Below are 25,474 nucleotides of genomic sequence, written 5' to 3' on the forward strand. Positions count from 1 at the left end.
CAAGCTGGATACTGTCTGTCATCTTCTTTTCTGTGGCCTCATCCGGTTCTCCGGGGCCGAACAACATGCTGCTCACGACTACTGGGGCCAATCATGGATTCAGTAGAGCCCTTCCGCATATTTTGGGCACGGGCGTTGGCATCGGAGCCATACTTCTCGGTCTCAGTCTGTTTGGTAGCCAACTGCTGGAAAACGATACCTTCCGCAATGTCTTGAAGTGGGGCGGCGTCACATATCTGGCCTATCTCGCGTTCAAAATCGCCACCAGTCGTCCGAAGGCTGCTTCTGAAACGGAAGGCGCTCGGCCACTGAATTTTATTCAGGCAGTTCTCTTTCAGGCGCTGAACCCGAAGGTCTGGTTGGGTGGCGCAAGTGGGATCGTGGCGTTCGGTGCAGCATCAGAGGAATGGAATGCCTTAATGATGAGTATGGCATTCACCGTTCTATTTGCAGTCCTAAGTATGCCATGTGGTGCCGTCTGGGCATTGATCGGCTCGTCCGCTCGCCACTTCCTGCGGTCTGACCGTGCTCTAAGGGCCTTCAATGTAACTATGGCACTACTTCTTCTCGCCTCGCTCATTCCAGTAGTGCTTCAATGATCCACCTTAGGTCGCCTCGGGGCAAAGCTGTCGTTCCATCAACAGCCTTCTGCGAAATTGAACCGAAATCCCGGAAGGTCGCCTCATGGCACGGGGCTGACCTTAGCCGTAATTCCGCACTGCTGGGATGAGCGGACCTTCGTTCTGGCCTGCGGTACTACCGAGCTTGACCCTGAACTGACGTTGCGAGCTCAAGGGGATCATCTTTCGGTATCAAGCGACACGAGAAGATCAGCTATGGTTTGTTCTAGCTGCTAACGGCACAGTCAAGATGATGGCGGTGCCGGGCGACCGGCTCTTCACCTCCAGCTCACCCCCAAGCTGCCCAATCAGTGAGCGCACCAGCCGCGATCCAAGCCCGCTTTTCGGAGCAGCCTCACCTGGCATGCCGACACCCTGGTCTTCTACAGTGACCCGCAGGACCTTCTGGCCGTCCTCTCTGGCAATCACGTCAATCGGACCCGGCGCACCCGCATAGGCGTACTTCACCGCATTCGTCAGAAGCTCGGTGACCACCAGCGCCAGGACCACGGCCTCATTGGTCGGCACCAGCACCTGTCCGGCATACACCTTGATGTGCTCGGCCCACGCCTGCCCCCAGGCCTCCAGCAGACCCTCCCGCAGCTCCTCCAGGTAGGATCCGAAGTCGATGCTCTGGATCTGATCCGACCGCCACAGGTGCTGATGGACGGTGCTCACCGCCATGATGCGCCGGGTTGCCTCCTCAAACTGCGCCTTGACCTGCGCGTCGGAGGTCTGTCGGACCTGAAGCTGGAGCATGGAATTGACGAGCTGGAGGCTGTTCTGGACTCGATGGTGAACCTCCTGCATCAGCAGGTCCTTCTGGCTGAGCAGCACTTCCCTGTCGGCAAGGGTTCGCCGGAGCTGCACATTCAGCTCCTTCAGGGCGGCCTGTTGGCGCAGATCCAGCACAGCGCGCCGCAGCCTGCGGGCCGCTTCGACTTCGGCTATCGACCAAGCCCGGGACTGGTGCCGCACCGTCTCCTTCCAGGTCTCGAACGAGGCACGAGGCGTGAGCTGGCCCATGCCCTCGCCCGGCTCCGCCGGCTTGTGGGGATTGCCTGCCCAGTTGATCGTCTCGATGTGCTCGGCCCGGAACCAGAGCAGGACGAGCGGATCCTCGTGGGACACGACCGTCGCCAGCAATCCGCTCGCCTGCGCCGCATAGGCCTCGGCCGGGCTGTGGTGCCGCACAAGGCTGTTGGTGGCAAAAGGGTCGGACAGGTCAGATCGGAGCAGCCGGTCCGCCAGCTCGCGGGTCTGAGCCTCAGATGGGGCATAGCTTGCCTGGCTCACCTTGCCTCGGAACACAACCGCAGCCCCATCGGAGGGGATCAGCTTCTTCAGATCGGCAACAGCATCCAGCAGGCCGTTCTCAGTGGATCCCGCTCGCGCGAGCCCCTCCAGGAATTCGTCACGGGCAACGCTGAGGCGGGCCGTCTGCCGGTGCCGCTCGGCATCCTCCCGTGCCTTGACCTGCTGGCTCAGGATCTGCCCCACATGCTTGCAGCTTTCCCGCAGCTCGTAGGGCACCAGCTTGGGCGAGGCATGATGGCAAGCGATGAGGCCCCACAGGGCTCCGTCCACGACAAGTGACACCGACATGGACGCCGCCACCCCCATGTTCTTGAGGTACTGTACGTGAATGGGCGAGACGCTCCGCAGCGAGCAGTCGCTCATGTCGAGCGGCCTGCCGGTTGCGGGATTGAGCGGCGGGACGAGGGGAACTGGCCGGTAGTCCACGTCCGGAATGACCCGGATGAGGTTCTGAAGGTAGAGCGCCCGGGCCTGTTTCGGAATGTCCGAGGCGGGATAGCGGTGGTTGAGAAACGGATCCAGGCTGTCGGCCTTGGCCTCCGCCACTACGGCGCCGGAGCCGTCGTCGAGGAAGCTGTAGATCATCACCCGGTCGAAGCCTGTGAGGCGCCGGAACTCCCGGCTGGCAGCCTGGACGAGCCGGGCCAGGTCGGGCGCGGCATCGAGCTCGGCGCTGATCCGGCGCACCGTGGCCAGCGTCTGGGCCGCAGTCTCGGGATGAGGGGTGCTGGGCTCCAGTTCCAGGATGAGAACCCCGTCGCGCCGGTGGGCGGTCACATCCAGATGCCTGGATGGATCGGCAGGGGCAGGGATGTTTCCCAGATAGAGGGGCTCCGTTGATTGTACGCCCGCGGAGTGGATCAGGTGGACCGCCTGTGCGCCGAGGACCGCTTCAGCATGCTCGCCGGCAAGCCCATCGACAGCCCGTCCGACAGCATCCCTTGTCTCACCCGCCCCTTGTTGGATGGCCAGCGTCTCGGAGTCGAGCGCGAGAAGGATGCCGTGCGGTTGGATGGATCCGGGAACATGGATGGGCTCCCGATCGCAACTGGTAAGGTCGAGGGAAGGGGTGGGCTGAGTCATGGCGGGAACCTAGCTCAGCAGTTCTGTTCGCGCCAGCACGATAAAGGCCTCCAAGGCTTGGACCTTTCGAAAGCGCCGCCTCCGGCATGAAGTGGCCCCACGCCTTAACCCCTTCGCCCGGGTCCCAATACCCAATGGGCAGGATGGTCTCAGGAGTGCCGGCTCCAAACAAGACACCATTCTTGTGTCGGCCACCGGAACGTCGCGTTTTGGCACATTCCGGACATCACGCGTACGTCTGCTTTGCCCTCACCCGCGGGCGTTCATGTGAATTCACGCCACTAGGTTTTGAAGCTGGGCGCCGTAAGGTGTTCCTGGTCCTCCGACGGATCCAGAATCAGTTTCGGCGAACTTGAGTCTTTCTTCGCCGTCTCCAACTCGGCGAGCAGATTCCAGCCTCGATCAACCCAGGTATCAGCCACCATCGCCACCTTCACCAGATACTCCCGATTAAGGTCTCTCTCAGATGGATCGGGGGTACGCACGCAGGACACCTGTGTGCGCCGGATCTCATTGCGAAGGTCGCCCCAGCGGGAGCGATCATCAACTTCTCGAAGGTAGACTGCCAGGGGCAGAGAAAAGCGTTCAACAACTTGCCATCGTCGGTCTGCCACTGGCCCCTGGCTGCCTCTATTCCGGATCAGAAAGTCGAGTGCCCGGGCAAGCTCCAGGTCACCGATGGACAGCGGCGGCAGGTAGTCTCGCGGAGTTTGCCCGTGAATAATGCCTGCGGTCCGATCCGTTCCGGGAGAGCCGCTGAAGTCTACGGGTCGGGGTGATTGCTCGCCGCCTTCAGACACAGTCCGAGAGGGCGACGGCCGCGTGCTCGGGGCAGAGATCGCGAGCAGGGCCGCCCTGGCGAGCAACCCTGCAATGACAGTAAGGAAAACGATCTCTGGCAAACACGGGAGCCGTGGCGCCCGCTCCTTCGCCCTACGAGCGCGACGCATGGCCACTGGGATACACGCACCAATCTGTCGTCGAGGAGACCGCAATCCATGACGGTTCTTTTTCCGTTTTGAATTATGCCACTCCATCGGTCGACCTCCGATGGCTCGGATCAAAGACTGTGCCGACAAGGATCGCTCGATCCTGATCACGGGACAGGTACACGTCGAGCCAGCGCCGGAAGGCATCTACCATCGCATCACCGCGACCGGATTCCGCAAGAGCCAACATCGCGGCACCGAGCGTGAATTTCATTTGGTTCGCCGTCCTGCGATTGGAGCGATCGAGAGACCGGCGCAGGCGTGCAACTCGCGCCCGGGCATTCCTTTCTCTCACACGTGCCAGCTCCAGCCTTCGTTCGAGATTGTCCATCCTTCTGTCCCCCTTCGCCGTGGTCGACAGGAATAGAGTAACCGGCGCTTTGACTAGCACGAGAGCGAGCTCAAGCTTGCCAGCACGGGGAGAAGAAACCGAGTAGGCAGGCTCGCCTATACATTGCTGTCGCAACGTGGCTCGAAAAGAATTTCACGGCGGTTCCCGTTCCCGCCGGCGGAGGCGATCATGACGGGGTTCTTTCGTGTTCAGCTTGGTGTTGTCAGCCGATCGGAGGGCCATTCCGCCGTGAAGCGATCCGCGTACCAATCCTGCGGCCGCCTTGTCGACCATGAGGGCCACCGGTTCGACTACTCCCGGAAGCGAGCGGAGCACGCCATGACTGTCATGCTGTGCCCCGACAGCACACCGGAATGGGCGCGCGATCCTGGGGAAGTCTGGCGGCGGGCTGCCGCGATGGAGAAGCGGGTCGACGCCCAGGAGGCGCGGATCATTGACCTGTCGATGCCGCGACAGGTTCCACGTTCCCTATGGGAGGCTTGCATCCGGCATGTTTACGAGCCCTTCAGTGAGAGAGGAATGATCCTCCAGATTGATGTTCATGACAGTCCGGCGAGCGACGGCGGACGCAATGTCAACGTTCATGGACTTGCGACACTACGCCGAATCGAGGGTGACGGCTTCGCGAAACGGAAGGAGCGGACCTGGAATGACTGGCTTCGCGAGCGGGATGGACGGATCGTCCGGGAAATGATGGCTGAGCGCCTCACGACCTTCTGCCGGAGTTATGGCATCGACTATGCGGCGGACGCCCGCTCGAATGCCGAGCGGAATCGTCCTGCCCCAGAGCCGGAACTGCCCCGATGGAACTGGGAGGCCATGAAACGCACGGGAACTCCGACCGAAGCCTTGGCTGCTCTCCAGCACCATCGCCACTTGCGAAAGGAGTGGGAGGCGGCCAAGGCGGAGCTGGACGCCACCAACACCGAGATCACAGTGATCGAGCGGTCTCTGCGGAGCCGCCGAGGCCCACGCATCAACCCAGCCCGAGCGGCAGAGAAGGCTGAAGCCCGTCGGGATCGACGGGCAGCGGTTCTCCGAGCTTGGCATGGTGGAGCATGGATTGAGGCCGCGGCCGTCGCCGAGATCGCACGGGCTCGTTACGACGAGCATCGAGGACGTCTCTGGCTGGATCTCCAGGATGGCAGTTCGCTGATCGACACCGGGGACGCCATTTATCTTCGGGGACCCATTACCGCTGCCGCCGCGATGGAGACGGCGGCAGCCGCAGAACGCCATGGTTGGCGCGAGGTCGAGGTCTGGGGCGATCGTGCCTATCGGGATGAGGTGACAATCGCGTGCCTACTTCGCGGAATCACCGTGACGAACCACCACTTGTCGCCAAAGGCCCAAGCCCGGCTGGACAGGCTGGTTGCAGAAAAGGAAGCGACTTCGACCGAAAAGCCTGAAGGACAGTGGGCTCCATCGGCGCCACCGGCCTCAAGTACCGAGGTGTACCGACGCCTGAGGGAGAAGAGACGAGAACAACTTGATGCCAATCAACCAGAGACTACTGGAAGTGATGTGGCCGATTCGTCGCCAGCGTACCGCCCCCGATCTGCTCGTGTGCGGGAACAACACAGCTCAAACCAGAAATAATTTCCGGTTTGGCTGCTCGCTCTCAGTCTATGACCCTGCCACGAATTGGGGCAGAATCTCTCGGGACTGGCCTTGGATATCTGGAATGGTTGGTTGGTATAAAGTTGGTATAGCCAGGACCTTAAGTGCTCATACCAAGGAGACGTCAGATCTCCTAAAATCCGGTTCTAATCGTTGAAGTATAAGGACTTAGAAGTGGTAGCGGAGGAGGGATTTGAACCCCCGACACAAGGATTATGATTCCTCTGCTCTGACCAACTGAGCTACTCCGCCCCAGATGGCGGGGCGAACCCCGCGTCAGGCCAGGGCGATATAGGGAAGGTTGATGCCCCCTGTCAAGGAAGACCCGCGGCCAAGTTCATCTTTTCTCGCCTGCGCGTCCTCGCCCGCTCCTGCAGCCGCGAACGAGGAGGGGAAGCGAGGCAAGAGCCCCGCTTCCCGGAGGATCAGCCCTTGGGCTTGGTGCGCCAGAGCTGGAATCCCTCGGCCGAGATCGCCTGCTCGATGACGCGGCGCGAGAACTTGTGCGGCGGCGCTTCCCGGGACTGGAGCGCACCGGTCAATCCCCATGGGCCATACTTGGCAGGAAGCTTGCTTCCGGCCTCGTCACCCGCGAAGGCATGAAGATCGTCCTTGGCCTGGGACGCGAACATGAAGATGCGCATTGGAGCTGACTTTCGCTGAATATTGATCGATTCCTACCCTGAAAATAGGGCGGAAGCCGCGGGAGTCACGTGTTCCGCGGTCTTTAGGCGCGCTTCCTGATGCGCATCAGCTTGAAAAAGCCGGCAGGGAAGAGAGGCTTCAGTTCGACCACATCCATGAAGCCCGTCTCCCGCGCCCACGCCTCGACGCGGGAGGCCTTGAAGGCAGAACTCCAGCCGATGGCCTTCACCACGGGCGAGGCCAGTTCCTCCATGGCGGCGACGGGACCGGAAGGCTGGCCGAAGTGGTTGGCAAGAACGATTTCGCCGCCGGGCTTCAGCACTCGCGCGAATTCCGACAGGGCCGTTTCCGGTTCGGGCACGAGCGTGATGATGAACTGGGCCGTGACGGCATCGAACATCGCATCCGGGAAACCGAGGCGGGTGACATCCATCACCTGCAGGCTCTTCACATGGGTAAGGCCCCGCTTGTCGACCTTCGCCTGAGCACGGCGCAGCATGTCCTCGGACAAATCGACCCCATAGACCTCCGCGTGGCTCGGATAATAGCCGAGCGACAGCCCCGTTCCGACCCCGGCCTCCAGGACCTTAGGGCCACAGGCGACCGCGGCGTTGACGGCGGCGCGGGCGGCCGGCTCGGTCAGCTTGTCGTAGACAAGGTCGTAGATCGGGGCCCAACGCGCATAAGCCTTGCGCATCAGGGCCGTGGTCGGTCCATCCGTCATAGAGTTTCCCTAGATGAGCGCCTCAGGCCGCGGCGGGCGCGGCTTCGGCTGCGGTGCGAGCGATGGTGCCCCCGCCAAGCACCCGTGCCCGAGGAGCATCGCTCTCATAGATGACACAAGCTTGACCGGGAGACACCCCATCTTCCGCCGACAACAGCTCGACAGTAGTGCCGGTTCCCGAGAACCGAAGGATCGCCGGACGGGGGTCCCTGGTGGAGCGGACGCGCACGGCCACCTCCATGCCCCCCTCCCCCAGGCTCTCGAGCGGCTCGTCGCCCAGCCAGTTCACGTCGCCGATGCGGATCAGGCGGGTTGCGAGTGCCTCCCGCGGCCCGACCACGACCCGCGCCTCCTTGGCGTCCAGCCGGACCACGTAGAGCGGCTCGCCGACGGAGAGGCCCAGCCCCTTCCGCTGCCCGACCGTGTAATGGATGATGCCCTCGTGACGCCCCAGGACCCGGCCGTCCACGTGGACGATCTCGCCGCCCTGGACGGCTCCGGGCTTCAGACGCTCGATGACGTCGCTGTAGCGCCCCTGCGTGACGAAGCAGATGTCCTGGCTGTCGGCCTTCTCGGCCACCATGAGGCCGAACTCCCGGGCCAGCGCCCGCGTCTCGTCCTTCGGCAGTTCGCCGAGCGGGAACCGGAGGAGGCTCAGCTGCTCGGGCGTCGTGGCATAGAGGAAGTAGCTCTGGTCCCGGTCCGGGTCGGCGGCGCGGTGAAGGGCACGGCGTCCGTCCGGCAGGGCACGGCTCGCCACGTAGTGGCCCGTGGCGAGGATGTCCGCTCCGAGCTCCTTGGCGGTGTCCAGGAGGTCCCGGAACTTGATGGAGCGGTTGCACTCCACGCAGGGGATCGGGGTTTCACCCGCCAGATAGCTCTGAGTGAAGCGGTCGATCACGGCCGCGCGGAAGCGCTCTTCGTAATCGAGCACGTAATGGGGAATGCCGATCATCTCCGCGACGCGGCGGGCATCGTAGATGTCCTGCCCGGCGCAGCAGGCGCCTTTGCGGTGCACGGCAGCGCCGTGGTCGTAGAGCTGCAGCGTTATGCCGAGCACGTCGTAGCCTTCGCGCTTGAGAAGCGCCGCCACGACGGAAGAGTCGACGCCGCCCGACATCGCGACCACGACGCGAGTCTGGGACGGCTCCTTGGGAAGTCCGAGTGAGTTGAGCATCGTTCCATCCAGAGGCGCCGTTCAAGGCGGCGCACGGGAGGGGCCAAAATCCTTGTATAGCGATTGCCGTTTCAATGTTCCAGAGCGCGGCGGCCAATAAGAGGGCTTTAACTATTATGGCTAAATCTGGGCACCCTCGGAACGAGCCCTGCGGCGTTTAGGAAAACATTAAGCGCCGTGGCGTAGCTTCGAGCCTAACGAGGTCGTTGAATTTTTGTGTGAGCGTATCATGACCGAACCCCACCGCCCAAGGGTCAAGTATGTCATTGGGCCTGACGGCAGTCCCCTGACGATTGCCGACCTTCCTCCATCGTCCACACGTCGATGGGTCATCCGCCGCAAGGCCGAAGTCGTTGCCGCCGTCCGCGGCGGTCTGCTGAGCCTAGAGGAAGCCTGCCAGCGCTATACGCTGACCACGGAGGAATTCCTGAGCTGGCAGCTGTCCATCGACCAGCACGGCCTCGCCGGACTCCGCACCACGCGCATCCAGCAATACCGCCAGTAACCCTTTCGCAGGGATCTCCATCGCAGGCGCTGCCGAAAGGGCGGCGCCTTTTTCGTTTATCCGCCGACCTGCCGCCACGTTAAGCAATTCCTAACCATAGATTGGGAAATTGTTGCTAAGCATTCCTATCCAGACAGGTCCTGCATTGCCTTCAGCCTCCGCGTCTTCGAGCCGGTCGACATCGCCACACGGACAGTTCCGGGAGTCCTCCGTCCCGCCGCAGGGGCCGGCGGCCGCTCCTCCGAGGCATCTGCTCGTCGGCCGGACGGTGGCCGAGGTGGAGCGTCACCTCATCATCGACACGCTGGATCACTGCCTCGGCAACAGGACCCATGCGGCCAAGCTCCTCGGAATTTCGATCCGCACCCTGCGCAACAAGCTGAACGAATATGCGGATGCGGGCATCCTCGTGCCGGAGCCGGGGCAGAGACCGTCCACCGTCTCCTGAGCGAAAGCCATCGTCTCAGCCTGAACGGCCGATCACCTCCCCCGCTTTCGCAGCCACAGGCTCGTCTCGTGAGCGCCCGGGCCGAGCGGCAGGTCGGCGAGGATCCCGGCTCCGACCGTCGGCAAAACCTCCTTGGCGACGAAGTGACTTGCGAAGACGAGCTCGTAGGCCCCGCCCTGAAGCAGCGTGCCGACGGGAATCTGCTCGTTGTACGAGCGCCATGACCACACTTCCGGATAGGCATCGGGAAGGGTGATGTCGTGGATATGGATCAGGGTGCCGGGAGCAAGGCGCGGCAGAACGTTCAGCAGCAGGCGATCCACATCGGTGCCGGGCATCGCGATATGGCTCGAGTCGATGAAGAGGATGTCGCCCTCCCCGAGCGCATCGAACACGGCAGGATCGGCCTCTTCCAGGAGAATGGGCCGATGCTCGACGTCGAGTTGGGTAAGGGCTGCTCGCGGGGACGGATCGATGCAGATGATGCGTGTGGCAAGGCCTCCGTCCTGCACCGCTCGGGCCATGAACCGCGTCGAGTGGCCCGAGCCGATCTCGACGATCCGACGAGGCTTTTCCCGCCGCACGAGGGCATAGGCGGCCGCAGCATCGAGCCGCGGAAACCAATCCTGGTCGAACCGTGCCGGCCCCCTCCCCTTCAGGATGCGTCGAAGGTCGTCCGCATGGCTTTCGATGGTGTCGAGAAGATCGGCGAAGGTCGGGCGCGCCGCGTCGAAGACCGGGCGCAAGGCCGGATAGTCGGTCGGCGTGACGCTTGCCGCGTATCGGTAAGGAATAAAGAACCCCAGAGGCTTTGGACCCAGGAGGGTCGAAAGGCCGAACCTTAGCCGTCGGCCGAGGAACGTCATGGCTCCCTCATGCCAGCGGCGCCGGAGGAACCTGGCCGTCTCCGGCCCGGGTTCTCCATGCCTGCGCCAAGCGCGCCCGCTCGAAGAGGAGAACGACGATCAGCGAGATCGCGAACGGGATCAGGAGGTAGAAGAGACGGAAGACGATGAGAGCAGCCAGGACGTCGGCCTTCGGGATATCGGGCATCGCCGTCAGGAAGACGAGCTCGAAAACGCCCAGCCCTCCCGGAGCATGGCTGACGAGAGCCGCCGAGAACGAGGCCAGGAACACGGCCAGCACTACGATGAAACTCGGCTCGAGCTGGGCCGGGAGGGCGAAGTAGATGATGCCCGCCGCTCCCAGCAATTCGAGCGGAGCTGCGATGAGCTGCCGCCCCATGATGGCGGGGCGGGGATATTCGAGCTTCGCCTTGCGGATGACGAGCGGCGGCAGGTGCAGGATGGAGCCTGCCGCATAGAGCGCGACGAATCCGAGGAGCAGCAGACCGACGACCCGTGCCGTCGCGGGGTTCGTGAGCGCAGCCGGCAGGAGTTCTTCGAGCCTATGCAGGAGCGTCGGGTCGAGCGTCAGGACCACGCCGCCGAGCAGAATGGTGCCGAGGCCGAAGGTGAAGGAGCAGAGAGCGACCAGCACCGCGATCTGGGCCGCGCTCAGGCCCTTCGAGGTATAGGCCCTGTAGCGCACGACCGCCCCAGAGAACACCGATGCACCGATATTGTGCGACAGGGCATAGGTCGTGAACGAGGTGATGGAAACGAAAAGCCACGAGATGTGGCGAACGCCCAGGTGCAGGAGGGCGATCCGGTCGTACCAAGCCAAGGCGATATAGGCGACGAGGGTGGAGAGGCCGGCCAAGGCATAGCGCTCGCCGGGAATCGCCGTCAGGCTGTCCCAAACGTCGTCCAGCGACAGACCGCGAAGCTCGTTGTAAAGAAGCCAACCGGAAACGATGACCGCCAGAAGCCCGATCGCGGGCCAGATGAACTCACGCACATTTTTCATTGAGTTGGCCAATCTCCTTCCCTTCCCCCCTCTGTGCCCCAAGAACCTCTGAAGCCGCAAGGGGATATTGAGGCGCACCACTCGATACCCGCAGCCGGTCCGAATCCTGCAGGAAAGCGCTGCTGAACCTCTGCGCCTGCTGCCGTCCGGAAGAGCAGGAACCCTCACCGGGTACGATGCGGCCGCCATCTTCCGGTTGCCCTCCCGTGTCACCCGTGAGAGAGCACTTTCGCCTCATCGAGAGATCCAGCGGCGGACGACATGACGACAAGACCGGTAGCGCTCGACCTGAACGGTTATACCAACCTGCCGCCGGGAAAAATCGCCACGGTCGTGACGTACCTGGAGATGCATGAGCCTCCGCGGCTTTCTCCCGTGAGGGCCCCGGAAGGCTTGTCCCTGGAGCGCATCGACCACGATCTCGTCCGCTATCGCAGGCTGTTCCGCCGGATCGGCGAAGACTGGCTCTGGTTCAGCCGTGCGGTCATGCCCGACGGCGATCTGGCCTCAATCCTCGGTGACCCTGCGGTCGAGGCCTATGCCTTGAACGACGGCACGGGCGATGTCGGCCTCCTCGAACTCGATTTCCGTTCGCAGAATGAAGCAGAACTGGCTTTCCTCGGGCTTGTGCCCGGGATCATCGGCCAAGGTGCCGGCCGCTATCTCATGACCGAGGCGCTCCGGCGCGCCTTCGCCCGGCCGATCGCGCGCTTCTTCGTCCATACCTGCTCGCTCGACCATCCCTCCGCCCTCACCTTCTACCTGCGCTCGGGCTTCACTGCCTACAAGCGTGCCATCGAGGTGGCGGACGATCCAAGGCTGCTGGGATTTCTTCCTCTCGAGGCGGCGCCGCACGTTCCGGTCCTTGCAGGGCCCAAATGAAAAAGGACGCACCGGCACCGGCGCGTCCTTGCAAGGATCGGTAACAAGACTTCAAGCAGAAGCGCGCAGGGTGCGTGCCTGACCGGTATGACCGATGACGGTTTCCAGCGTGCGCTCGGCGGAGCGCTCCCGGTCCTCCAGGCTTTCGGCTCGTTTCAGCTCTTCGAAGGCCTCGCCGAGTTCGGCTTTGGCATCGTCGAGCTGCGTATGCAGATTCTCCGCCGACTGGCGCAGGTTGTCGCGTCGCTGTGCAGCGGCGCGGGCATAGGTCGGATAGGCGAAATGGTTCGGATCAGTGATCCCGGCTTTTTGCTCTTCCGCAGCGATTTCTCGATCAAGGTCAGCCGCCATGCGGTCGAACTCTGCGATCATCATCTCGATTTGCGCCACTCTCCGGCGTTTATCGTCGACCTGAAAGCGCTTGAGGCGGATGAGCGTATCCCGCGACTTCATCTTGATTGAACTCCACACGTCGCTGTTTCATCTGCCGCACGGATCGCTCAGTTATCCGCCAGGCATGGGCAACCATCGCCCATGGAAGTTGACCCTTCCTTACCGAAGAGGCGAAAAAATTCTGGAAATACAGGACACTGGCGGAAATAGCTCTCGTGGAGCCTGTACCGGCCGGGTTCGTCAACGTTTCGTTTACCGGTTTCGTTAAGACTGGTCTCGTTACGGCTGCGGCTCTTCGGAGAGCAGCCGGACGGGGCCTGAAAGCCTCAAGAACAAAGCTTTCTGATGATGCGGCGCGATTCCGGATGGTAACGCAGAATCCACAGGACAGGAGCTTCGGACGATCGATTGTCGAGGTCGAGTCGTTAAGAGCTTGCATGTCAGAATCAGGGTTTGTTAACCATTCTGCATTAGCGTTGCGAATCAGTTCAGAAGGGCATTCGCCACAGGCCCTGTGGCGAATGGGCAGCTCACGGTTGCTCAGTGGCCCAAGGGCAAGGGCTGGGGATTAAACATGCGCGTACTTCTGATCGAAGACGACAGCGCAACTGCGCAGAGCATCGAGCTGATGCTGAAGTCCGAGAATTTCAACGTCTATGCGACGGATCTCGGGGAAGAGGGCGTCGACCTCGGCAAGCTTTACGACTACGACATCATCCTTCTCGACCTGAACCTCCCCGACATGTCGGGCTACGAGGTCCTGCGGACCCTGCGGGTCGCGAAGGTGAAGACTCCGATCCTGATTCTGTCCGGCATGGCCGGCACGGAAGACAAGGTGAAGGGCCTGGGCTTCGGCGCCGACGACTACCTGACCAAGCCGTTCCACAAGGACGAGCTCGTCGCCCGCATCCATGCGATCGTGCGCCGCTCCAAGGGTCACGCGCAGTCGGTCATCACCACCGGCGACCTGATCGTCAATCTCGATACCAAGACCGTCGAAGTGGGAGGCGCTCGCGTCCACCTCACGGGCAAGGAATACCAGATGCTGGAACTCCTCTCCCTGCGTAAGGGCACGACCCTCACGAAGGAGATGTTCCTCAACCACCTCTATGGCGGCATGGACGAGCCGGAGCTGAAGATCATCGACGTCTTCATCTGCAAGCTCCGCAAGAAGCTCGCCAATGCCTCGCAGGGCAAGAACTACATCGAGACGGTCTGGGGCCGCGGCTACGTGCTGCGCGAGCCCGGCGACTCCGACGTGCGAATGGCCGTCTGATCAGGAACGTCCCCAGTTCCAACAAAAAGCCCGGCTTTCGCCGGGCTTTTTGTTGTGACCGATCGGGTTAGAGCCGTCGCCTATTCCGTCACGGCGCGGATCGTCACCTCGTCGCCCTCGATGCTGAACGCGATGGACATGCCCGAAGCGCGGGCGACCATGCCGGCATAGTAGATCTGGATGCCGTGCGCATCGACCGTGCCGCTCTCGGAATCGCCGGCGAGCAGAGCCTCCGAATGGGCCGGGATGCGGGCATTGAGCCCCTTCGCCTTGATGATGAACTCGCACCGCTCCGCATCGCCCGACACGTTCGCGGCGATGGAGCCGCCGCGCGGGATGGCCGTGATGGCGATCATGATGAGGTTGAGGAGGAGCTTGACCCGGTTCTTCGGGAAGAGCAGCCGCGGCGCCGACCAGGCGAAGGAAATCTTGTCGTCCAGGAAGAGCCCGCGGGCCACCTGCTCGGCATCGCCGAGGTCGATGGAGGCTCCGGCGGATCCGGCGGCTCCGAAGGCGAGACGGGCGAACTGGAGCCGCGCAGAGGCCTGCCTGGCGCTCTTCTGGATCAGGTCGAGGGCGAATTCCCGCATGGAAGCGTCGTTGTCGTCCTCCAAAACCTCGAGCCCGTTCACGATCGCTCCGACGGGAGAAATCACGTCATGGCAGACGCGCGAGCAGAGAAGAGCGGCGAGGTCGAGGGAATCGAGCGAAATCGTGGCCATGAGGGCTCCGGAATGACGTAGGTTCAGCTATACACGCATGAAATCGGGAGTTCGACCGGCATGGTGACAGCTGACGAGGAAAGAAAACATGAACCGGATAACCGGCAATGAGTTCTTTGAAAAGCGGGCATGACGGATCGTCTCCTGGCGCAGGAACGGGCAGGAAAGCCATGATGCGGCTCGACGACAATGATACCGATGCAATTGCGCTCAGGCTCGCTGGGATCGCCCTGGAAGCCGGGCACGTCCTGCGACGACTGGAGCGCGCCCTGATCGAAAGCCGGATCAAGGACGACGGCACCCCGACCACCGCCGCGGATCTGGCCGCCGAGGAACTGATCATCCGGCGCATCGGCGAAGTCTGGAACGGCATCCCGGTCATTGCCGAGGAAACCGCCAGCACCGTCGAGCCCGACGATTACTTCTTTCTGGTCGATCCCCTCGACGGGACGAGCGACTATATCCGGGGGACCGGCGAGTACAGCGTGAACATCGCCCTCATCCAGGGCTCCAGGCCCATCGCGGCGGTCGTAGCGGCGCCTGCCATGGGGATCGTCTGGGCCGCCGGCACCACCACTCGGTCCGCTCCGGTCCCCGATTCCGCAGGAGAAAGCCTCGCCTGGAAGGAGGTCAAAGCCCGACCCGCTCCCGCTCAGGATCTGGTCGCCCTCGTGAGCCGCCGCCATGGGGATGACGCTACGGAAGCTTGCCTCTCGACGCTTTCCATCGGCACCAGACGAATGGCATCGTCCGCCCTGAAATTCTGTCTCATCGCCTCGGGCGAGGCGGATGTCTATGTCCGCTGCGGTCCCACCATGGAATGGGACACGGCTGCGGGCGACCATATCCTCTCCCGCGCCGGCGGCTGCGTGGTGGGCCCCGGGGGCATCCCCCTGACCTACGGCCATGAGGACCGGGGCTACCGGAACGGGCCCTTCGCGGCCCTGGGCGACGTCGCTCTGGCCCCCCGCCTTGCTCTGCCCGTAGCCTCCTCCTAGCGCATCCTCGAAAAGATCGGCCCACGGTACCGCGGGCCGACCCTCATACAGAGATTGTTAGGGTTGATGGGCTTAAGCTCCCGGCTCGACGGAAGGTTTGCAGCTCGTCTTCGAGACCTCCTTCTCCGCCCCGTGCCGGAGCCGACAGGCCCGGCGTCTCTTGCGAGGAGATAGCTTCATGCGCTCGCGTTACATGTTTCTTGTGGCGGCTGCGGCCGCCGCCCTGTTCGGCGCCACGCCCAGCCAGGTCGCTGCCCAGAGCATCCAGCCTGCCTATGCGGCCAATCCCGGCGATCCGAACTCCTACAACTCGAACGATCTGATCGAATCCGGCCATCAGTTCTTCGGCTCCGCGGCCCGCGGACTGGCGCTGGCCGTCCAGGAAGCCGTGCGCCGGTGGGGTGAGCCGAACGGCTATATTCTCGGCCAGGAGGCCTCCGGCGCCTTCTTCGGCGGCCTTCGCTACGGCGAAGGCAAGCTCTTCACCCGCAATGCCGGGCAGCGCCGCATCTTCTGGCAGGGGCCCTCCCTCGGCTTCGACGTCGGCGGCGAGGGCGCCCGCACCATGATGCTGGTCTACAACCTTCCCAGCACGGATTCCCTCTACCGGCGCTTCGTCGGCCTCGACGGCTCGGCCTATCTGATCGGCGGCTTCGGCGTTTCGGCCGCGAAGGCCGACGAAATGGTGGTCGTTCCGATCCGGACCGGGGTCGGCGCGAGGCTCGGCGTCAATATGGGCTATCTCAAGTTCACGCCCGAACCGACCTGGAATCCGTTCTAGAATGCGCTAGAACCGGCAGTCTGGGGCAGAAGAGCTCTGGAAGGCTGCGCAGGCACAAGGCAAGGTGCTTGAGCCTTTTCCGGTCAGGCACCTTGGAGTTTGCGTCCGCGTGGTCGAAACCGTCATGATCTTTGCGCTGGGGTTTCTTGCGGCAACCCTGATCGCGCTTCTCATCATTCCAGCCATCAACGCCCGTGCCGAGCGCCTCGCGCGTCGGCGGGCCGAGGCTCTCTTTCCGCTGTCCGTCTCCGAACTGACCGCCGAGAAGGACCACCTGCGCGCCGAATTCGCGGTTCTGCAGCGGCGCATCGAGCGCAAGGCCGAGGAGGCTCTGGCCGTCAAGCACCAGAGCATGGAGGAGCTCGGCCGAAGGGCGGTCCGGATCGAGACCCTCGAAGGAGTGGTCGCCGACCGCGACCAGACGATCGCGCAGCTCGAAGCGGAGCTGGCGGACACCCAGGGACGGCTTGGCGGCACCGAGGAGGACCTGGCACAGACCCGCACCTTGCTCGCCGCGACGCGTGAGACGCTCGCGGCCCTGGAAAACGCCCACCGCGCCACCCTGGACGAGCTGTCCGACACGCGCCGGGAGCTCGAAAGGTCCCAGACCGATCTCTCGAGGACCAAGGGAGAGCTCCTGCGGACGGAGGAGAGGGTCACGGCCCTGGAGACCCAGTCGCACGATCTCGAGCGGCGCCTGACTGCAGCCCTGAGCGAGCTCGACGCCAAGCGCATCACGATCTCGGACCTCGAAACCCGCCTGATGACCCAGACCGCCCGGGGCAACGATTTCGAGCGCGCCCTCGGCGAGCGCCACAACGAACTGTCCGATGAGCGTCAGCGCCTGGCGCAGCTCGCCAAGAGCCTGACGGCGGAACAGGAGCGCGGCCTGATCCTGGAGCAGCACATCCGCGAGATCGAGGCCGAGCGGGACGAGGCCCGCGCGAAGATCGTCGGCTTCGAGGGCCTCGAAACGCAGAACGAGGAATTGCGCCGCCGCATCACCGAGGTTGCGGACCGGATCATGCAGAACGGCAATGGCCGGTCCGGCAACAAGTCCGGCAATGGCAAGCGGCGCAAATCGGCCGGGAAGTAAGCCTCCCCCCGATGGCCTATCTGGGCTGGACGTTCTGATTTCCGCCCGGGCTGCCCGGCGGCGGAATGACCGGGGTCGTGCCCGGGTTCGGCTCCGGCGCCGGAACGCGCATGTCGGGCGTGCTCGTGACGGGCGGCCGGATGACGCCCTCCGTCTCTTGCAGCTTGTCGCTCAGGGTATCTGTGGAGCCGGTCGAGCTCGGGTCGGCGGGCTCGATCTTCTCGGGCGGCATTCTCTCGAGTGGCGGCATGTTGGGAGCCTGCTGCTGCAGGCTCGGCGTCTGCGCGCCGGCGACTGTAAAGCTGCCGGCCATCATAATCGTGAAGATCAGCGTTCGCCTCATGGCTCGTCTCCTTTCAAAGGGAACGGGCCATGACAGTCGAGGTTCCGGTCGCTCTATTCCGCCGCCAGGGCCGGAGAAGCCGCCATCCGAAGGTAGAGCTGGCGCAGCCTTTGCGTGACCGGGCCGGGTTTTCCATCGCCGACGGGACGTCCGTCGATCCGGACGACGGGGAGGACGAAGTTGGAGGCACTGGTCAGGAAGGCCTCGGCCGCCTCATAGGCCTCCTCCACCGTGAACAGGCGCTCCTCGAGAACGATGCCGTCCTCGCGCGACAATTGCAGCAGTGACCGGCGGGTGATGCCGGGCAGGATCGCATTGGACAGGGGCCTGACCACGATGCTGCCTGCCTTCGTGACGATGAACGCGCTCGACGAACCGCCCTCGGTCACGAACCCGTCCTGGACCATCCAGGCTTCCTGGGCTCCGGCCTCCTTGGCGGCCTGCTTGGCGAGGACCTGGGCGAGGAGGTTGATGGATTTGATATCCCGCCGCTCCCAGCGCTGATCCGGCACCGTGACGACGGCGATCCCCTTCTCGGCCGCGGGAGACTGGGCGATGGACTTCGCCTGGGTGAACATCGCAACGGTCGGCCGGGCCTCTTCCGGAAAGAAGAAGTCCCGTTCGGCCACCCCACGGGTGACTTGGAAGTACACGAAGCCCTCCGTCATCCCGTTGCGCTGCACCAGCTCCTCCTGGATGCGCGTCCATTCCGCCCGTGAATAGGGATTGGGGATCCGAACCTCGCGCAGGGAGCGCTCCAGGCGCTCGAGATGAGCCTCGTTGTCGATCAGGCGGCCGTCGAGAACGCCGATCCCTTCGTAGACGCCGTCCCCGAACAGAAAGCCCCGATCCATGAAGGGAACCCTGGCCTCCTCGATCGGGAGGAACGAGCCGTTGAGGAAGACGATGCGGGACATGGGGGCTCCGATTGCAGGAACGAACGACCTTGGCCGGTAGGCAGCCCCCTCGTTTGACCTATCTTAACGGAAGCGCCGCACAGCTTAAGGGCGATAGGTACTCCCATCATGACACTCGCGCCACTTTTCATTTCGAGGCTGTCGCTGATTCTGGCCCTCGCCCTGCCCTTCCACGCCCATGCGGCCCAAACGGCGCAGGCCTGGTTCGGCGAGCAGGGCTACGTTCCGCCGGCACAGACCCGAATCATCGCATGTCACGGCTATGGCTGCGCTCGTAGAATGGCCCTTGTCGTCGATACCGCCCTGCTCACCCGTGCAAGAGGCACCCTGAGGGGCGCGCGCACGTCGCCCGAAGCGGAGAGGAAAGCCATCGGCGACGTGGTGAGGTCCTACACGGCCTACCTGGCACGCCAGTTCGGCGGCAGACCCGACCTGCCGGGCTCACCGCCACAGATGTCGGGGGTGCATGGTCAGATGGACTGTCTGGACGAGAGCGCGAACACGACCAGTCTGCTCCTGGTCCTGCAGGATCAGGGCCTCCTCGTCCACCATCGGGTCCAACGGCCGCAATCCCGCGGCTTCTTCATCGATGGACGCTATCCCCACACGACGGCGGTGATCGGGGAAAGGAAGACAGGGCGGGAGTGGGCGGTGGATCCCTGGGGCATGGCCCCAGGGCAGCGGCCGGATATCCTGCCGATAGCCGCATGGCGGCAGGCATCCTGAAGGCGGCGGACGGCGCCGTTACTTCAGGTGCTGGGCGAGGTGCTTGTTCATTTCGAACATCGTCACCTTGCTCTTGCCGAAGATCGGCTGAAGCTTGTCGTCGGCCAGGATCTCGCGCTTGTTCTCGGGATTCTGGAGGTTGTTCTTCTTGATGTAGTCCCACATCTTGCTCACCACCTCGCCGCGCGGAAGCGGGTCCGAACCGACGATGGCCGCCAGCTCCTTCGAAGGCTGCAAGGGCTTCTGGAGAGCGTTGGGCTTGGCTCCGCCAGTCTTGGCGGCTGCCTTGGCCGCAGGCTTCTTCGCACCGGCTTTTCCGTCTGTAGTCTTGGTCGGCATAGATTCCTCCGAGGGTGGGTGAGTTACTCTTCGACAGCAGCGGGTCTGGCCGTGAAAAGTCCATTGGCTGCGCCCGTTCAGGCTTTCGGACGCTGTTCCTAAGCTCCGAACCTTCGACCAGGAAGCCAATATGGGCAGAGCTTATGTCCGCTCCGTGCCATCAGCAAGACGGGCCTGTGGATCAAGCGGTCTTTGGGAAGGGCAAAATCTTTGCGGCAGCCTCATGGGAGGCCTGCATCCCCCGGGCCAGGGGGTGGACCCTGCGGGTGCGCTCGGCGGCCGAGTGGACATGCGAGACGATGGCCTCGTTCGGGCACGGCTTCGCCAGGAAGGCCGCTCCGGGCGGCAGGTCCCCGAAGGCCGGCCATTGCCGGCCCGACATGATGAGTATTTCAGCCTCGGGCCAGGTCTCATGAACCTTGTGGGCCAGCTCGAAACCATTGCAGCCGACCGGCATCTCCACATCCGTCAGGAGCACGTTGACGCGCAGGCCGGCCTCCAGGATGACCAGGGCCTCCGTGGCGTTGGCGGCCTCGACCACTCTGAAACCTGCATCCTCAAGAAGCTCGGCGATGAAAAGACGGATCAGGGGCTCGTCTTCGACCAAAAGAACTGTGGACTGGTCCTCGGACATGGTTTCTTGAACTCTTTATACATCGCTCACTAACGCTGCAGCAGCGACTTGGTTCCAACCACTTGCGGACCTCTTTCGTTTCCCAGCCCGGGATCGGGCGTCCAAGCCCGGCCCGGCGAAAGGGCCGACCGCCCCGGAGCCTCCCGGCGCTCCCTGAGCAATCGTCTTCGAGGTCCTGCGACAAGATAGGACGTCTGCCTTGCCGGAGGCTTGCAGCAAGGAGGCGGCGCCCCGGATCCTCCGGCCACGGCTAAGGCCGTGGCCGACGCGCCTCGACGTAGCGGGCCAGCCCCTCGGAGGCGAGGTTCTTCAGCTTGGCCTCGACCTCGAAGTCCGACCATTTCAGGTGGCCGGCGACCCAATCGTTGACCGCGTCGTTCCACATCAGGTCCGAGTGGGCGCGAAGGTCCCTCGGGCGCAGGCCGCTGCCGACGAGCCTGGCGAAATCGGGCCGGGTCTGGGTGTCGTGATCCGGCAGGAGGTCCTCGCGCGACACACTGACATGGCTCACGGGCCGGACGCCGCGCCAGGAGCGAACGATCTGCCGGATGCGCGGGTCGTCGGGCTCGATGTACTCGCCCCTGCTCGCAATCCAGTGGTGATGAAGGTCGAGCACGAGCGGCAGGTCGTCCGCGAGCGGCAGAAGGTCGTCGAGACCGTAACTGACTTCGTCGTTCTCGACCGTGATGAGATTGCGCGCCGTTTCGGAAAGGCGGGTCAGGCCCTCTCGAAACCCTTCGGCTCCGACGGCTCTCGCCCCCGCATGGATGTTGATATGCGCCCCGTCGGGATGCCAGCCTCCGTCGTAGCCGAGAAGCCCCATCACCTCGGCGTGATACTCGAACTCCGCGACCCCGTTCGCGAGAGCGGAGGGGTTGGCCGAGGCGATGACGCAGAACTGGCCGGGATGCATGCTCAGCCGCACCCCTCCCTCCCGGGCGATCCGCCCGGTCGCGGCGAGGCTTTCCTCGATCATCCCCCGCAGGTCCGAATCCCGGTAGTAGTCACGGCACGTGGGATGCGTATAGCCGGGCAGCAGGTCGCTCGACAGGCGATGCAGGCGCTCGATGCGAGGACGCGCGGCGACATGCTCGATCTGCCGTCGGACCGCCCCGAGATTGTGGGAGACCACCGAGGCCAGCTTGTCGTAGGCAGCCGCGCCGCCCAGGCGTCCCAGATAGGCCATGGTCACCGACGTGGTGTTCAGCTCCGGGGCCGTCGCCGGTCGTCCTTCGCCGGGCTCAGGGACATATTTGCAGCAGAAGCCCAGCCGGGGGCTGCTCAGGGCCGACGCGGCGCTCGTGCAGTCCGACGCTTCGGTCAAGAAGCGCGCCTCCGGCCTCGGGACGTCTCAGTGGAACGAGAATCGGTCATGCGCAGCCTCGGCGATCGACTTGCGGATGGCTCTCTCCTCGAAAGGCTTCGGGATGAACGAAGCCCCTCTCAGGCCTGGAGGCACCTCCGCCGGACGGGACGCCGACACGAACGCAAAAGGAATCCGCCGCTCCAGCAATTCCGCGGCAATTCCGAACGTCTTTCCGCCAACGATATCGATATCGAGCAGAGCGTAATCGAATTTGTCCTCCAGGTGTTCCTGGGCCTCGGCGATGGACTCGAACACTCCGACTACTTCGTGCCCCTCGCCTTCGACTATCGCCTGCAGGTCAAGCGCAATGAATGGATCATCTTCTAGAATCAGAACCCGCACACCATCACTCCATCAATAAATCCAATTCGGATTTTTATTCGTCCTCCCGGCGCATTCGGTACGCTTGCGGACGCAATGCTATTGGAAAACAGATGGAGAACGGCATTTGGAGCACAGTAGTTCCAGAAGTCGAAGGAAAGGGCACTGACTTCAAGGAGTTAAGGTTAAGCTTCCCTTACGGAAGATCAGCATTGGCCCGCGGCCTGCGGAGCACCGGCCACCCCAGGCTCCCGTGTAATGAAAAAGCGCCGGCACAAGGCCGGCGCTTCGAGATTGCCGAGGAACGGCTCAGTGGCGATTGGTGCCGGGCTGGTCCGCCTGGAACCCGTTCCCGCGCCCCCCGGATTGAGCATCGTCGCCGCCGAGGCTCTCTTCGATGTATTCCCGTCCCATGTCGGCGGCTTCGCGGGCGTAGCGGAGGCCCTGGCTGCGGACCTCGTCGGCCCACTCGCCGAAGACCTCGTTCTCGCGGCGGGTGCGCGGCAGCAGGGCGCCCAGGGCGAGACCGGCCGCGAGGCCGACCAGGCCGACCACCATCGGGTTCTCCGCGACGTATTGCTGAACGCCGCCGCGCATGTTGCCGAAGCTCGTCCCGGAGCGGCTGCGCATGCGGCTCGTCCGGCGGGACTGGCCGCCGCGGCGGCTGCCGGAGCCGGAAGCCCAACCCGACACCCGCTCGTAGGTGTCCTGAGCCCATTCGGACGCGCCCTCGTAGGCGTCCGAGGCCTTCTCGCGAGCCTGATCGGCTGCGTTGCGGGCCTGCTCGCTGGCCTGAGCACCCGCACCCTGCTGGCTCTTGCCCGCCGAGCCGGATTGTTCCTTGCCGGAGCGGTCCTGATCGGACTGGCCGGCGGAATGGGTCCTGTCGGTTCCGCCGAGCGGTTTGGAGGTGTGCGATGCGAGCGTGGAGCTCTGCGCCGGCTTCGTATCCTCGTGAGCATGGGGCATCGGAGGCTGGCCGACATTGCCGACGGAGGTGCCGGCCGAAATCTTCGAACCCGTTCCGGAATCGCTCCCCGTCGTCCGCTTTTCGGTCGAGGAAGTCTTGCCGGGTTCATTCTTGGGATCAGCCATCGAAAGCTCCTATACGTTCGTTAGATGCGGGAATTCATCGTGCGCCGGGGCTCATACGGCTCATCCGGCGACTGCAGGGTCGTGGCACCCGCACTGTAGACACGGGTATCGAGGGGCTCCGCCACCAGGTCCTCGTCGACGACCACGTGGGTGCTCCGGCGCGGCAGCGGCTGCGGCCGCCCGAGGCGGTGGACGAGAAGGCCGATCCCCGCGGCGATCAACATGACCGGAACGGGGTTTCGCTTGATGGTCAGGAGGACATTGTCGAAGAGCGGCGCATAGCGGCCTGCCCGTGCCGTGCCCAGCATGTCGTCGACCACACCCGAAACCGACATCCGGTCCTGGAGGCGGTCGATGGTCAGGTCGAGCTTCGCGCGGCTTTGCTCGATGTCTTTTTCCAGATCGTGCAGGTCTTGTGTCATCCCGTGACCCTTTCGGACAGCACTTCGGCATCGCGCTTGAGCGAGCGGACGGTCCTCTGAGGCGACAACGGGGTCGACGACATGGCGTGACGCCCGTAGAGGCCGAGCCCGATGGCGATGACGGCCATGACGCCGCCGACGATCAGAGCGGCAAGCGCCTCCGAATTGACGACGGTCGCCAGCCAATCGACAAGCGCATCCGTGAACAGGATGATCGCGGCAATCGCAAAGATCGCCGCCACGACCACCATGGCGAGTCCGACGAAGATCGTCCGGACGTTTTGAGTCATTTCCGTGCGGAAGAGAGCGAACTCCTTCTGCGCGAGATCGGTCGACTCGCGCAGAGCCTCACCGACGAGGCCCTGGATTGTCTGATTGCCGTTTGCTGTCATGCTGCCCTCCGTCAGACGCTCGCCCGAGCCCGCGAGCCCTGACCCTGCTTCGAGCGACCGCGACTGCCGCCGCCCCGCGCAGGACCGGAGATGTTCTGATCGTGCCTGAGCTCTTCAGCCGTGCTCTTGATGAAGCGGGCCGTCAGGAAGCCGACGGCGACGGACACGGCCGCAACAGTTGCCGGACGGCGGCGGACCATGCCTTCGAAGTCGTTGAAGATATCGGCGAAGCTGCGCTCGCGGATCGTGTCGGCCAGGGTCTCCAGACCCTCGGCGGCGCTGTCGACGACGGCGCGGATATTCGGCCGCTCCTCGAAGGATCCCGTCGAATCCCGCAGCGAGTTGGCGAAGTCCGCAACCGACTGAGCAATGTCGTCCTTGCGGCGATCCGCATAATCGGTGGCCTGATCGCGAGCCGCATCGATGAAGTGACGACCCCGCTCGACTGCAGCGCCTGCCACACCGCCGACGTCTTCCTTCAACGCGTCCCAATCATCGCCACGGATATCTTTCTGGCCATTTCCATTACTGTTTTGCTGTCCGACGCCCATGGTCAACCTCTCTCAATCGTGAGGAAGTAACCACTAGAAGCGCGGCAGGTTCCCCATACTCCAAGGACTGTTGGAGTATTTGCCCATGCCCCGTCTCAGACGGCAACGTTCGAGGGTGTCCCGGTGTTCACTCGCGCGTGAATCGATAAGCCGGAAGGGGTAACGATTATGGGCGGCGCTGCACGGCTCCGCCGCCTGAAGGGCGGGATCGAATTCCCGCATGTCCCGATATAACTCCTGGTTGATTTAGTTCATATTTCATCTTATGAGTTGCAAGCTTCGCCGGGACACGACCGATCCCGGGGGAGCACCCGACATCCTGCGGGAGCTGCTGCGGCGCCGGCGGGATGCGGTCACGCCGTTCAATGCCCCTGGACCCGCAAGCCTTTTGAGAGACGCCATGCCCCCGTCAACCTCGGACCTGCCGAGCGCCGCCTCTTGTGAGCCGGCCTCCCTGCCCTCCCGCCTGCCCTCGACCGAACGCCCGTCTGGAACGGAAAGCGGAACCTCGCCCGGTCAAGGCAGCTTTCTTGGCTCCTTCGCCTACGAGGAACTCGCAGGCGGGGCCTGTTCGGCGCTTCAGGGCGTCGTTCCTCAGCTCTCGCCTGCGACGCGGCTGAGGCTCTCGGCCTTCATCCATCTCATCAAGGATCCGGCGGGGATGAAAGCGTCTCTCGAACTGCGGCAGGGCGGCGGCTTGTGCCTGACGCTGACCGCGGATGCGGCCGAAGCTCGCCTTGGGCAGGCTTCGTCAGGCACGCGGTAGGCAGCCCGCAGAAAAGCGGATCCGGTTCTGCCCGCCAGGATGCGCATGAGGAATGGAGCGCCGACGCGAAAAACCCCGCACCTGTCGGGCGCGGGGTCCGCTCGT

General features: G+C 63.7%; 30 protein-coding genes, 1 tRNA gene and 1 pseudogene. 11 read left to right on the forward strand and 21 right to left on the reverse strand.

What is annotated here, in order from left to right:
* Nucleotides 1-32: 32 nt before the first annotated feature.
* Nucleotides 33-599 (forward strand): LysE family translocator, encoded by a 567-nt coding sequence (locus LGR44_RS01875; protein ID WP_226737096.1) that lies wholly within the window; start codon nt 33-35, stop codon nt 597-599.
* A gap of 231 nt (nt 600-830) precedes the next feature.
* On the opposite strand, the gene LGR44_RS01880 is transcribed toward LGR44_RS01875, so the two are convergent.
* The 3 genes from LGR44_RS01880 to LGR44_RS01890 all read right to left on the reverse strand — a co-directional run bounded on the left by LGR44_RS01880 (nt 831) and on the right by LGR44_RS01890 (nt 4,340).
* A complete protein-coding gene (locus LGR44_RS01880) occupies nt 831-3,020 on the reverse strand; it encodes a histidine kinase dimerization/phosphoacceptor domain -containing protein (RefSeq protein ID WP_226736609.1) in 2,190 nt (729 codons plus the stop codon).
* A 281-nt stretch (nt 3,021-3,301) separates the two neighbouring features.
* Entirely contained in the window at nt 3,302-3,505 is a 204-nt protein-coding gene (locus tag LGR44_RS01885) for a hypothetical protein (protein WP_226736612.1), read from the reverse strand.
* 538 nt (nt 3,506-4,043) lie between these two features.
* Nucleotides 4,044-4,340, reverse strand: coding sequence for a hypothetical protein (locus tag LGR44_RS01890; RefSeq protein WP_226736614.1), 297 nt, complete (start codon nt 4,338-4,340; stop codon nt 4,044-4,046).
* Between the two features lie 189 nt (nt 4,341-4,529).
* Between LGR44_RS01890 and LGR44_RS01895 the strand changes: the two genes are divergently transcribed.
* Nucleotides 4,530-5,960 (forward strand): MobA/MobL family protein, encoded by a 1,431-nt coding sequence (locus LGR44_RS01895; protein WP_226736616.1) that lies wholly within the window; start codon nt 4,530-4,532, stop codon nt 5,958-5,960.
* Nucleotides 5,961-6,156: 196 nt separating this feature from the next.
* Here the strand turns inward: LGR44_RS01895 and LGR44_RS01900 are convergent.
* The 4 genes from LGR44_RS01900 to mnmA all read right to left on the reverse strand — a co-directional run bounded on the left by LGR44_RS01900 (nt 6,157) and on the right by mnmA (nt 8,527).
* Nucleotides 6,157-6,233, reverse strand: a tRNA-Met gene (locus tag LGR44_RS01900).
* Between the two features lie 173 nt (nt 6,234-6,406).
* Nucleotides 6,407-6,625, reverse strand: a complete 219-nt coding sequence (locus LGR44_RS01905; protein ID WP_226736618.1) for a hypothetical protein — start codon at nt 6,623-6,625, stop codon at nt 6,407-6,409.
* A gap of 83 nt (nt 6,626-6,708) precedes the next feature.
* Nucleotides 6,709-7,350, reverse strand: a complete 642-nt coding sequence (locus tag LGR44_RS01910; RefSeq protein WP_226736620.1) for a class I SAM-dependent methyltransferase — start codon at nt 7,348-7,350, stop codon at nt 6,709-6,711.
* Nucleotides 7,351-7,372: 22 nt separating this feature from the next.
* On the reverse strand, nt 7,373-8,527 hold the full coding sequence (gene mnmA / locus LGR44_RS01915) for a tRNA 2-thiouridine(34) synthase MnmA (protein ID WP_226736622.1): 1,155 nt from the start codon (nt 8,525-8,527) through the stop codon (nt 7,373-7,375).
* 229 nt (nt 8,528-8,756) lie between these two features.
* Here mnmA and sciP point away from each other — a divergent pair, with 229 nt between their 5' ends.
* Both sciP and LGR44_RS01925 read left to right on the forward strand, forming a co-directional pair.
* Complete coding sequence (gene sciP / locus LGR44_RS01920; protein ID WP_114187418.1) at nt 8,757-9,032, forward strand: CtrA inhibitor SciP; 276 nt, start codon at nt 8,757-8,759, stop codon at nt 9,030-9,032.
* A 250-nt stretch (nt 9,033-9,282) separates the two neighbouring features.
* Nucleotides 9,283-9,480: pseudogene (locus LGR44_RS01925) on the forward strand (helix-turn-helix domain-containing protein); the annotation flags it as partial.
* A 32-nt stretch (nt 9,481-9,512) separates the two neighbouring features.
* On the opposite strand, the gene LGR44_RS01930 reads toward LGR44_RS01925, so the two are convergent.
* Together LGR44_RS01930 and LGR44_RS01935 are read right to left on the reverse strand one after the other, a co-directional pair.
* Nucleotides 9,513-10,346: a class I SAM-dependent methyltransferase gene (locus tag LGR44_RS01930; RefSeq protein ID WP_226736624.1), complete on the reverse strand. Its 834-nt coding sequence runs from the start codon at nt 10,344-10,346 to the stop codon at nt 9,513-9,515.
* Between the two features lie 7 nt (nt 10,347-10,353).
* Nucleotides 10,354-11,349: a lysylphosphatidylglycerol synthase domain-containing protein gene (locus tag LGR44_RS01935; protein WP_226736626.1), complete on the reverse strand. Its 996-nt coding sequence runs from the start codon at nt 11,347-11,349 to the stop codon at nt 10,354-10,356.
* Nucleotides 11,350-11,610: 261 nt separating this feature from the next.
* On the opposite strand from LGR44_RS01935, the gene LGR44_RS01940 reads away from it, so the two are divergent.
* Nucleotides 11,611-12,231: a GNAT family N-acetyltransferase gene (locus LGR44_RS01940; RefSeq protein ID WP_226736628.1), complete on the forward strand. Its 621-nt coding sequence runs from the start codon at nt 11,611-11,613 to the stop codon at nt 12,229-12,231.
* 51 nt (nt 12,232-12,282) lie between these two features.
* Here LGR44_RS01940 and LGR44_RS01945 read toward each other — a convergent pair whose 3' ends face one another.
* Nucleotides 12,283-12,684, reverse strand: coding sequence for a flagellar export protein FliJ (locus tag LGR44_RS01945; RefSeq protein WP_226736630.1), 402 nt, complete (start codon nt 12,682-12,684; stop codon nt 12,283-12,285).
* Nucleotides 12,685-13,198: 514 nt separating this feature from the next.
* On the opposite strand from LGR44_RS01945, the gene ctrA reads away from it, so the two are divergent.
* On the forward strand, nt 13,199-13,900 hold the full coding sequence (gene ctrA / locus LGR44_RS01950) for a response regulator transcription factor CtrA (protein WP_226736632.1): 702 nt from the start codon (nt 13,199-13,201) through the stop codon (nt 13,898-13,900).
* 80 nt (nt 13,901-13,980) lie between these two features.
* Here the strand turns inward: ctrA and chpT are convergent, their stop codons facing one another.
* The gene (chpT, locus tag LGR44_RS01955) at nt 13,981-14,622 is read right to left on the reverse strand and encodes a histidine phosphotransferase ChpT (protein WP_226736634.1); all 642 of its coding nucleotides are present in this window, start codon (nt 14,620-14,622) and stop codon (nt 13,981-13,983) included.
* Between the two features lie 107 nt (nt 14,623-14,729).
* On the opposite strand from chpT, the gene LGR44_RS01960 reads away from it, so the two are divergent.
* The 3 genes from LGR44_RS01960 (at nt 14,730) to LGR44_RS01970 (ending at nt 17,497) form a co-directional block, all read left to right on the forward strand.
* Nucleotides 14,730-15,620, forward strand: a complete 891-nt coding sequence (locus LGR44_RS01960) for a 3'(2'),5'-bisphosphate nucleotidase CysQ family protein (protein WP_377033229.1) — start codon at nt 14,730-14,732, stop codon at nt 15,618-15,620.
* 178 nt (nt 15,621-15,798) lie between these two features.
* Entirely contained in the window at nt 15,799-16,401 is a 603-nt protein-coding gene (locus LGR44_RS01965; RefSeq protein WP_226736636.1) for a DUF1134 domain-containing protein, read from the forward strand.
* Nucleotides 16,402-16,510: 109 nt separating this feature from the next.
* Nucleotides 16,511-17,497 carry a coiled-coil domain-containing protein gene (locus tag LGR44_RS01970; protein ID WP_226736638.1) on the forward strand — a complete coding sequence of 329 codons (987 nt, stop codon included), beginning with the start codon at nt 16,511-16,513 and terminating at the stop codon, nt 17,495-17,497.
* Between the two features lie 16 nt (nt 17,498-17,513).
* On the opposite strand, the gene LGR44_RS01975 is transcribed toward LGR44_RS01970, so the two are convergent.
* Together LGR44_RS01975 and LGR44_RS01980 are read right to left on the reverse strand one after the other, a co-directional pair.
* Nucleotides 17,514-17,840 carry a hypothetical protein gene (locus tag LGR44_RS01975; RefSeq protein WP_226736640.1) on the reverse strand — a complete coding sequence of 109 codons (327 nt, stop codon included), beginning with the start codon at nt 17,838-17,840 and terminating at the stop codon, nt 17,514-17,516.
* A gap of 53 nt (nt 17,841-17,893) precedes the next feature.
* A complete protein-coding gene (locus LGR44_RS01980; protein WP_226736643.1) occupies nt 17,894-18,757 on the reverse strand; it encodes a D-amino-acid transaminase in 864 nt (287 codons plus the stop codon).
* A gap of 108 nt (nt 18,758-18,865) precedes the next feature.
* On the opposite strand from LGR44_RS01980, the gene LGR44_RS01985 reads away from it, so the two are divergent.
* Nucleotides 18,866-19,483, forward strand: coding sequence for a hypothetical protein (locus tag LGR44_RS01985; protein WP_226736645.1), 618 nt, complete (start codon nt 18,866-18,868; stop codon nt 19,481-19,483).
* An 18-nt stretch (nt 19,484-19,501) separates the two neighbouring features.
* Here the strand turns inward: LGR44_RS01985 and LGR44_RS01990 are convergent, their stop codons facing one another.
* The 8 genes from LGR44_RS01990 to LGR44_RS02025 form a co-directional block, all read right to left on the reverse strand.
* The gene (locus tag LGR44_RS01990; RefSeq protein ID WP_226736647.1) at nt 19,502-19,822 is read right to left on the reverse strand and encodes an SWIB/MDM2 domain-containing protein; all 321 of its coding nucleotides are present in this window, start codon (nt 19,820-19,822) and stop codon (nt 19,502-19,504) included.
* 181 nt (nt 19,823-20,003) lie between these two features.
* Nucleotides 20,004-20,456 carry a response regulator gene (locus LGR44_RS01995; protein WP_226736648.1) on the reverse strand — a complete coding sequence of 151 codons (453 nt, stop codon included), beginning with the start codon at nt 20,454-20,456 and terminating at the stop codon, nt 20,004-20,006.
* Between the two features lie 250 nt (nt 20,457-20,706).
* The gene (locus tag LGR44_RS02000; protein ID WP_226736650.1) at nt 20,707-21,780 is read right to left on the reverse strand and encodes an apurinic/apyrimidinic endonuclease family protein; all 1,074 of its coding nucleotides are present in this window, start codon (nt 21,778-21,780) and stop codon (nt 20,707-20,709) included.
* 27 nt (nt 21,781-21,807) lie between these two features.
* A complete protein-coding gene (locus LGR44_RS02005) occupies nt 21,808-22,164 on the reverse strand; it encodes a response regulator (RefSeq protein ID WP_226736652.1) in 357 nt (118 codons plus the stop codon).
* Nucleotides 22,165-22,452: 288 nt separating this feature from the next.
* Nucleotides 22,453-23,238, reverse strand: coding sequence for a hypothetical protein (locus tag LGR44_RS02010; RefSeq protein ID WP_226736654.1), 786 nt, complete (start codon nt 23,236-23,238; stop codon nt 22,453-22,455).
* Nucleotides 23,239-23,258: 20 nt separating this feature from the next.
* Nucleotides 23,259-23,660 (reverse strand): DUF3618 domain-containing protein, encoded by a 402-nt coding sequence (locus LGR44_RS02015; protein WP_226736656.1) that lies wholly within the window; start codon nt 23,658-23,660, stop codon nt 23,259-23,261.
* The gene (locus tag LGR44_RS02020; RefSeq protein WP_226736658.1) at nt 23,657-24,052 is read right to left on the reverse strand and encodes a phage holin family protein; all 396 of its coding nucleotides are present in this window, start codon (nt 24,050-24,052) and stop codon (nt 23,657-23,659) included. Before LGR44_RS02020 ends, LGR44_RS02015 begins: the two co-directional genes overlap by 4 nt.
* 11 nt (nt 24,053-24,063) lie before the next feature.
* The gene (locus LGR44_RS02025) at nt 24,064-24,603 is read right to left on the reverse strand and encodes an apolipoprotein A1/A4/E family protein (RefSeq protein ID WP_226736661.1); all 540 of its coding nucleotides are present in this window, start codon (nt 24,601-24,603) and stop codon (nt 24,064-24,066) included.
* A 400-nt stretch (nt 24,604-25,003) separates the two neighbouring features.
* Between LGR44_RS02025 and LGR44_RS02030 the strand changes: the two genes are divergently transcribed.
* A complete protein-coding gene (locus LGR44_RS02030; protein ID WP_226736663.1) occupies nt 25,004-25,369 on the forward strand; it encodes a hypothetical protein in 366 nt (121 codons plus the stop codon).
* Nucleotides 25,370-25,474 lie beyond the last annotated feature (105 nt).

It is taken from the genome of Microvirga lenta (assembly GCF_020532555.1).
In the GTDB taxonomy this organism is placed as follows: Bacteria; Pseudomonadota; Alphaproteobacteria; order Rhizobiales; family Beijerinckiaceae; genus Microvirga; species Microvirga lenta.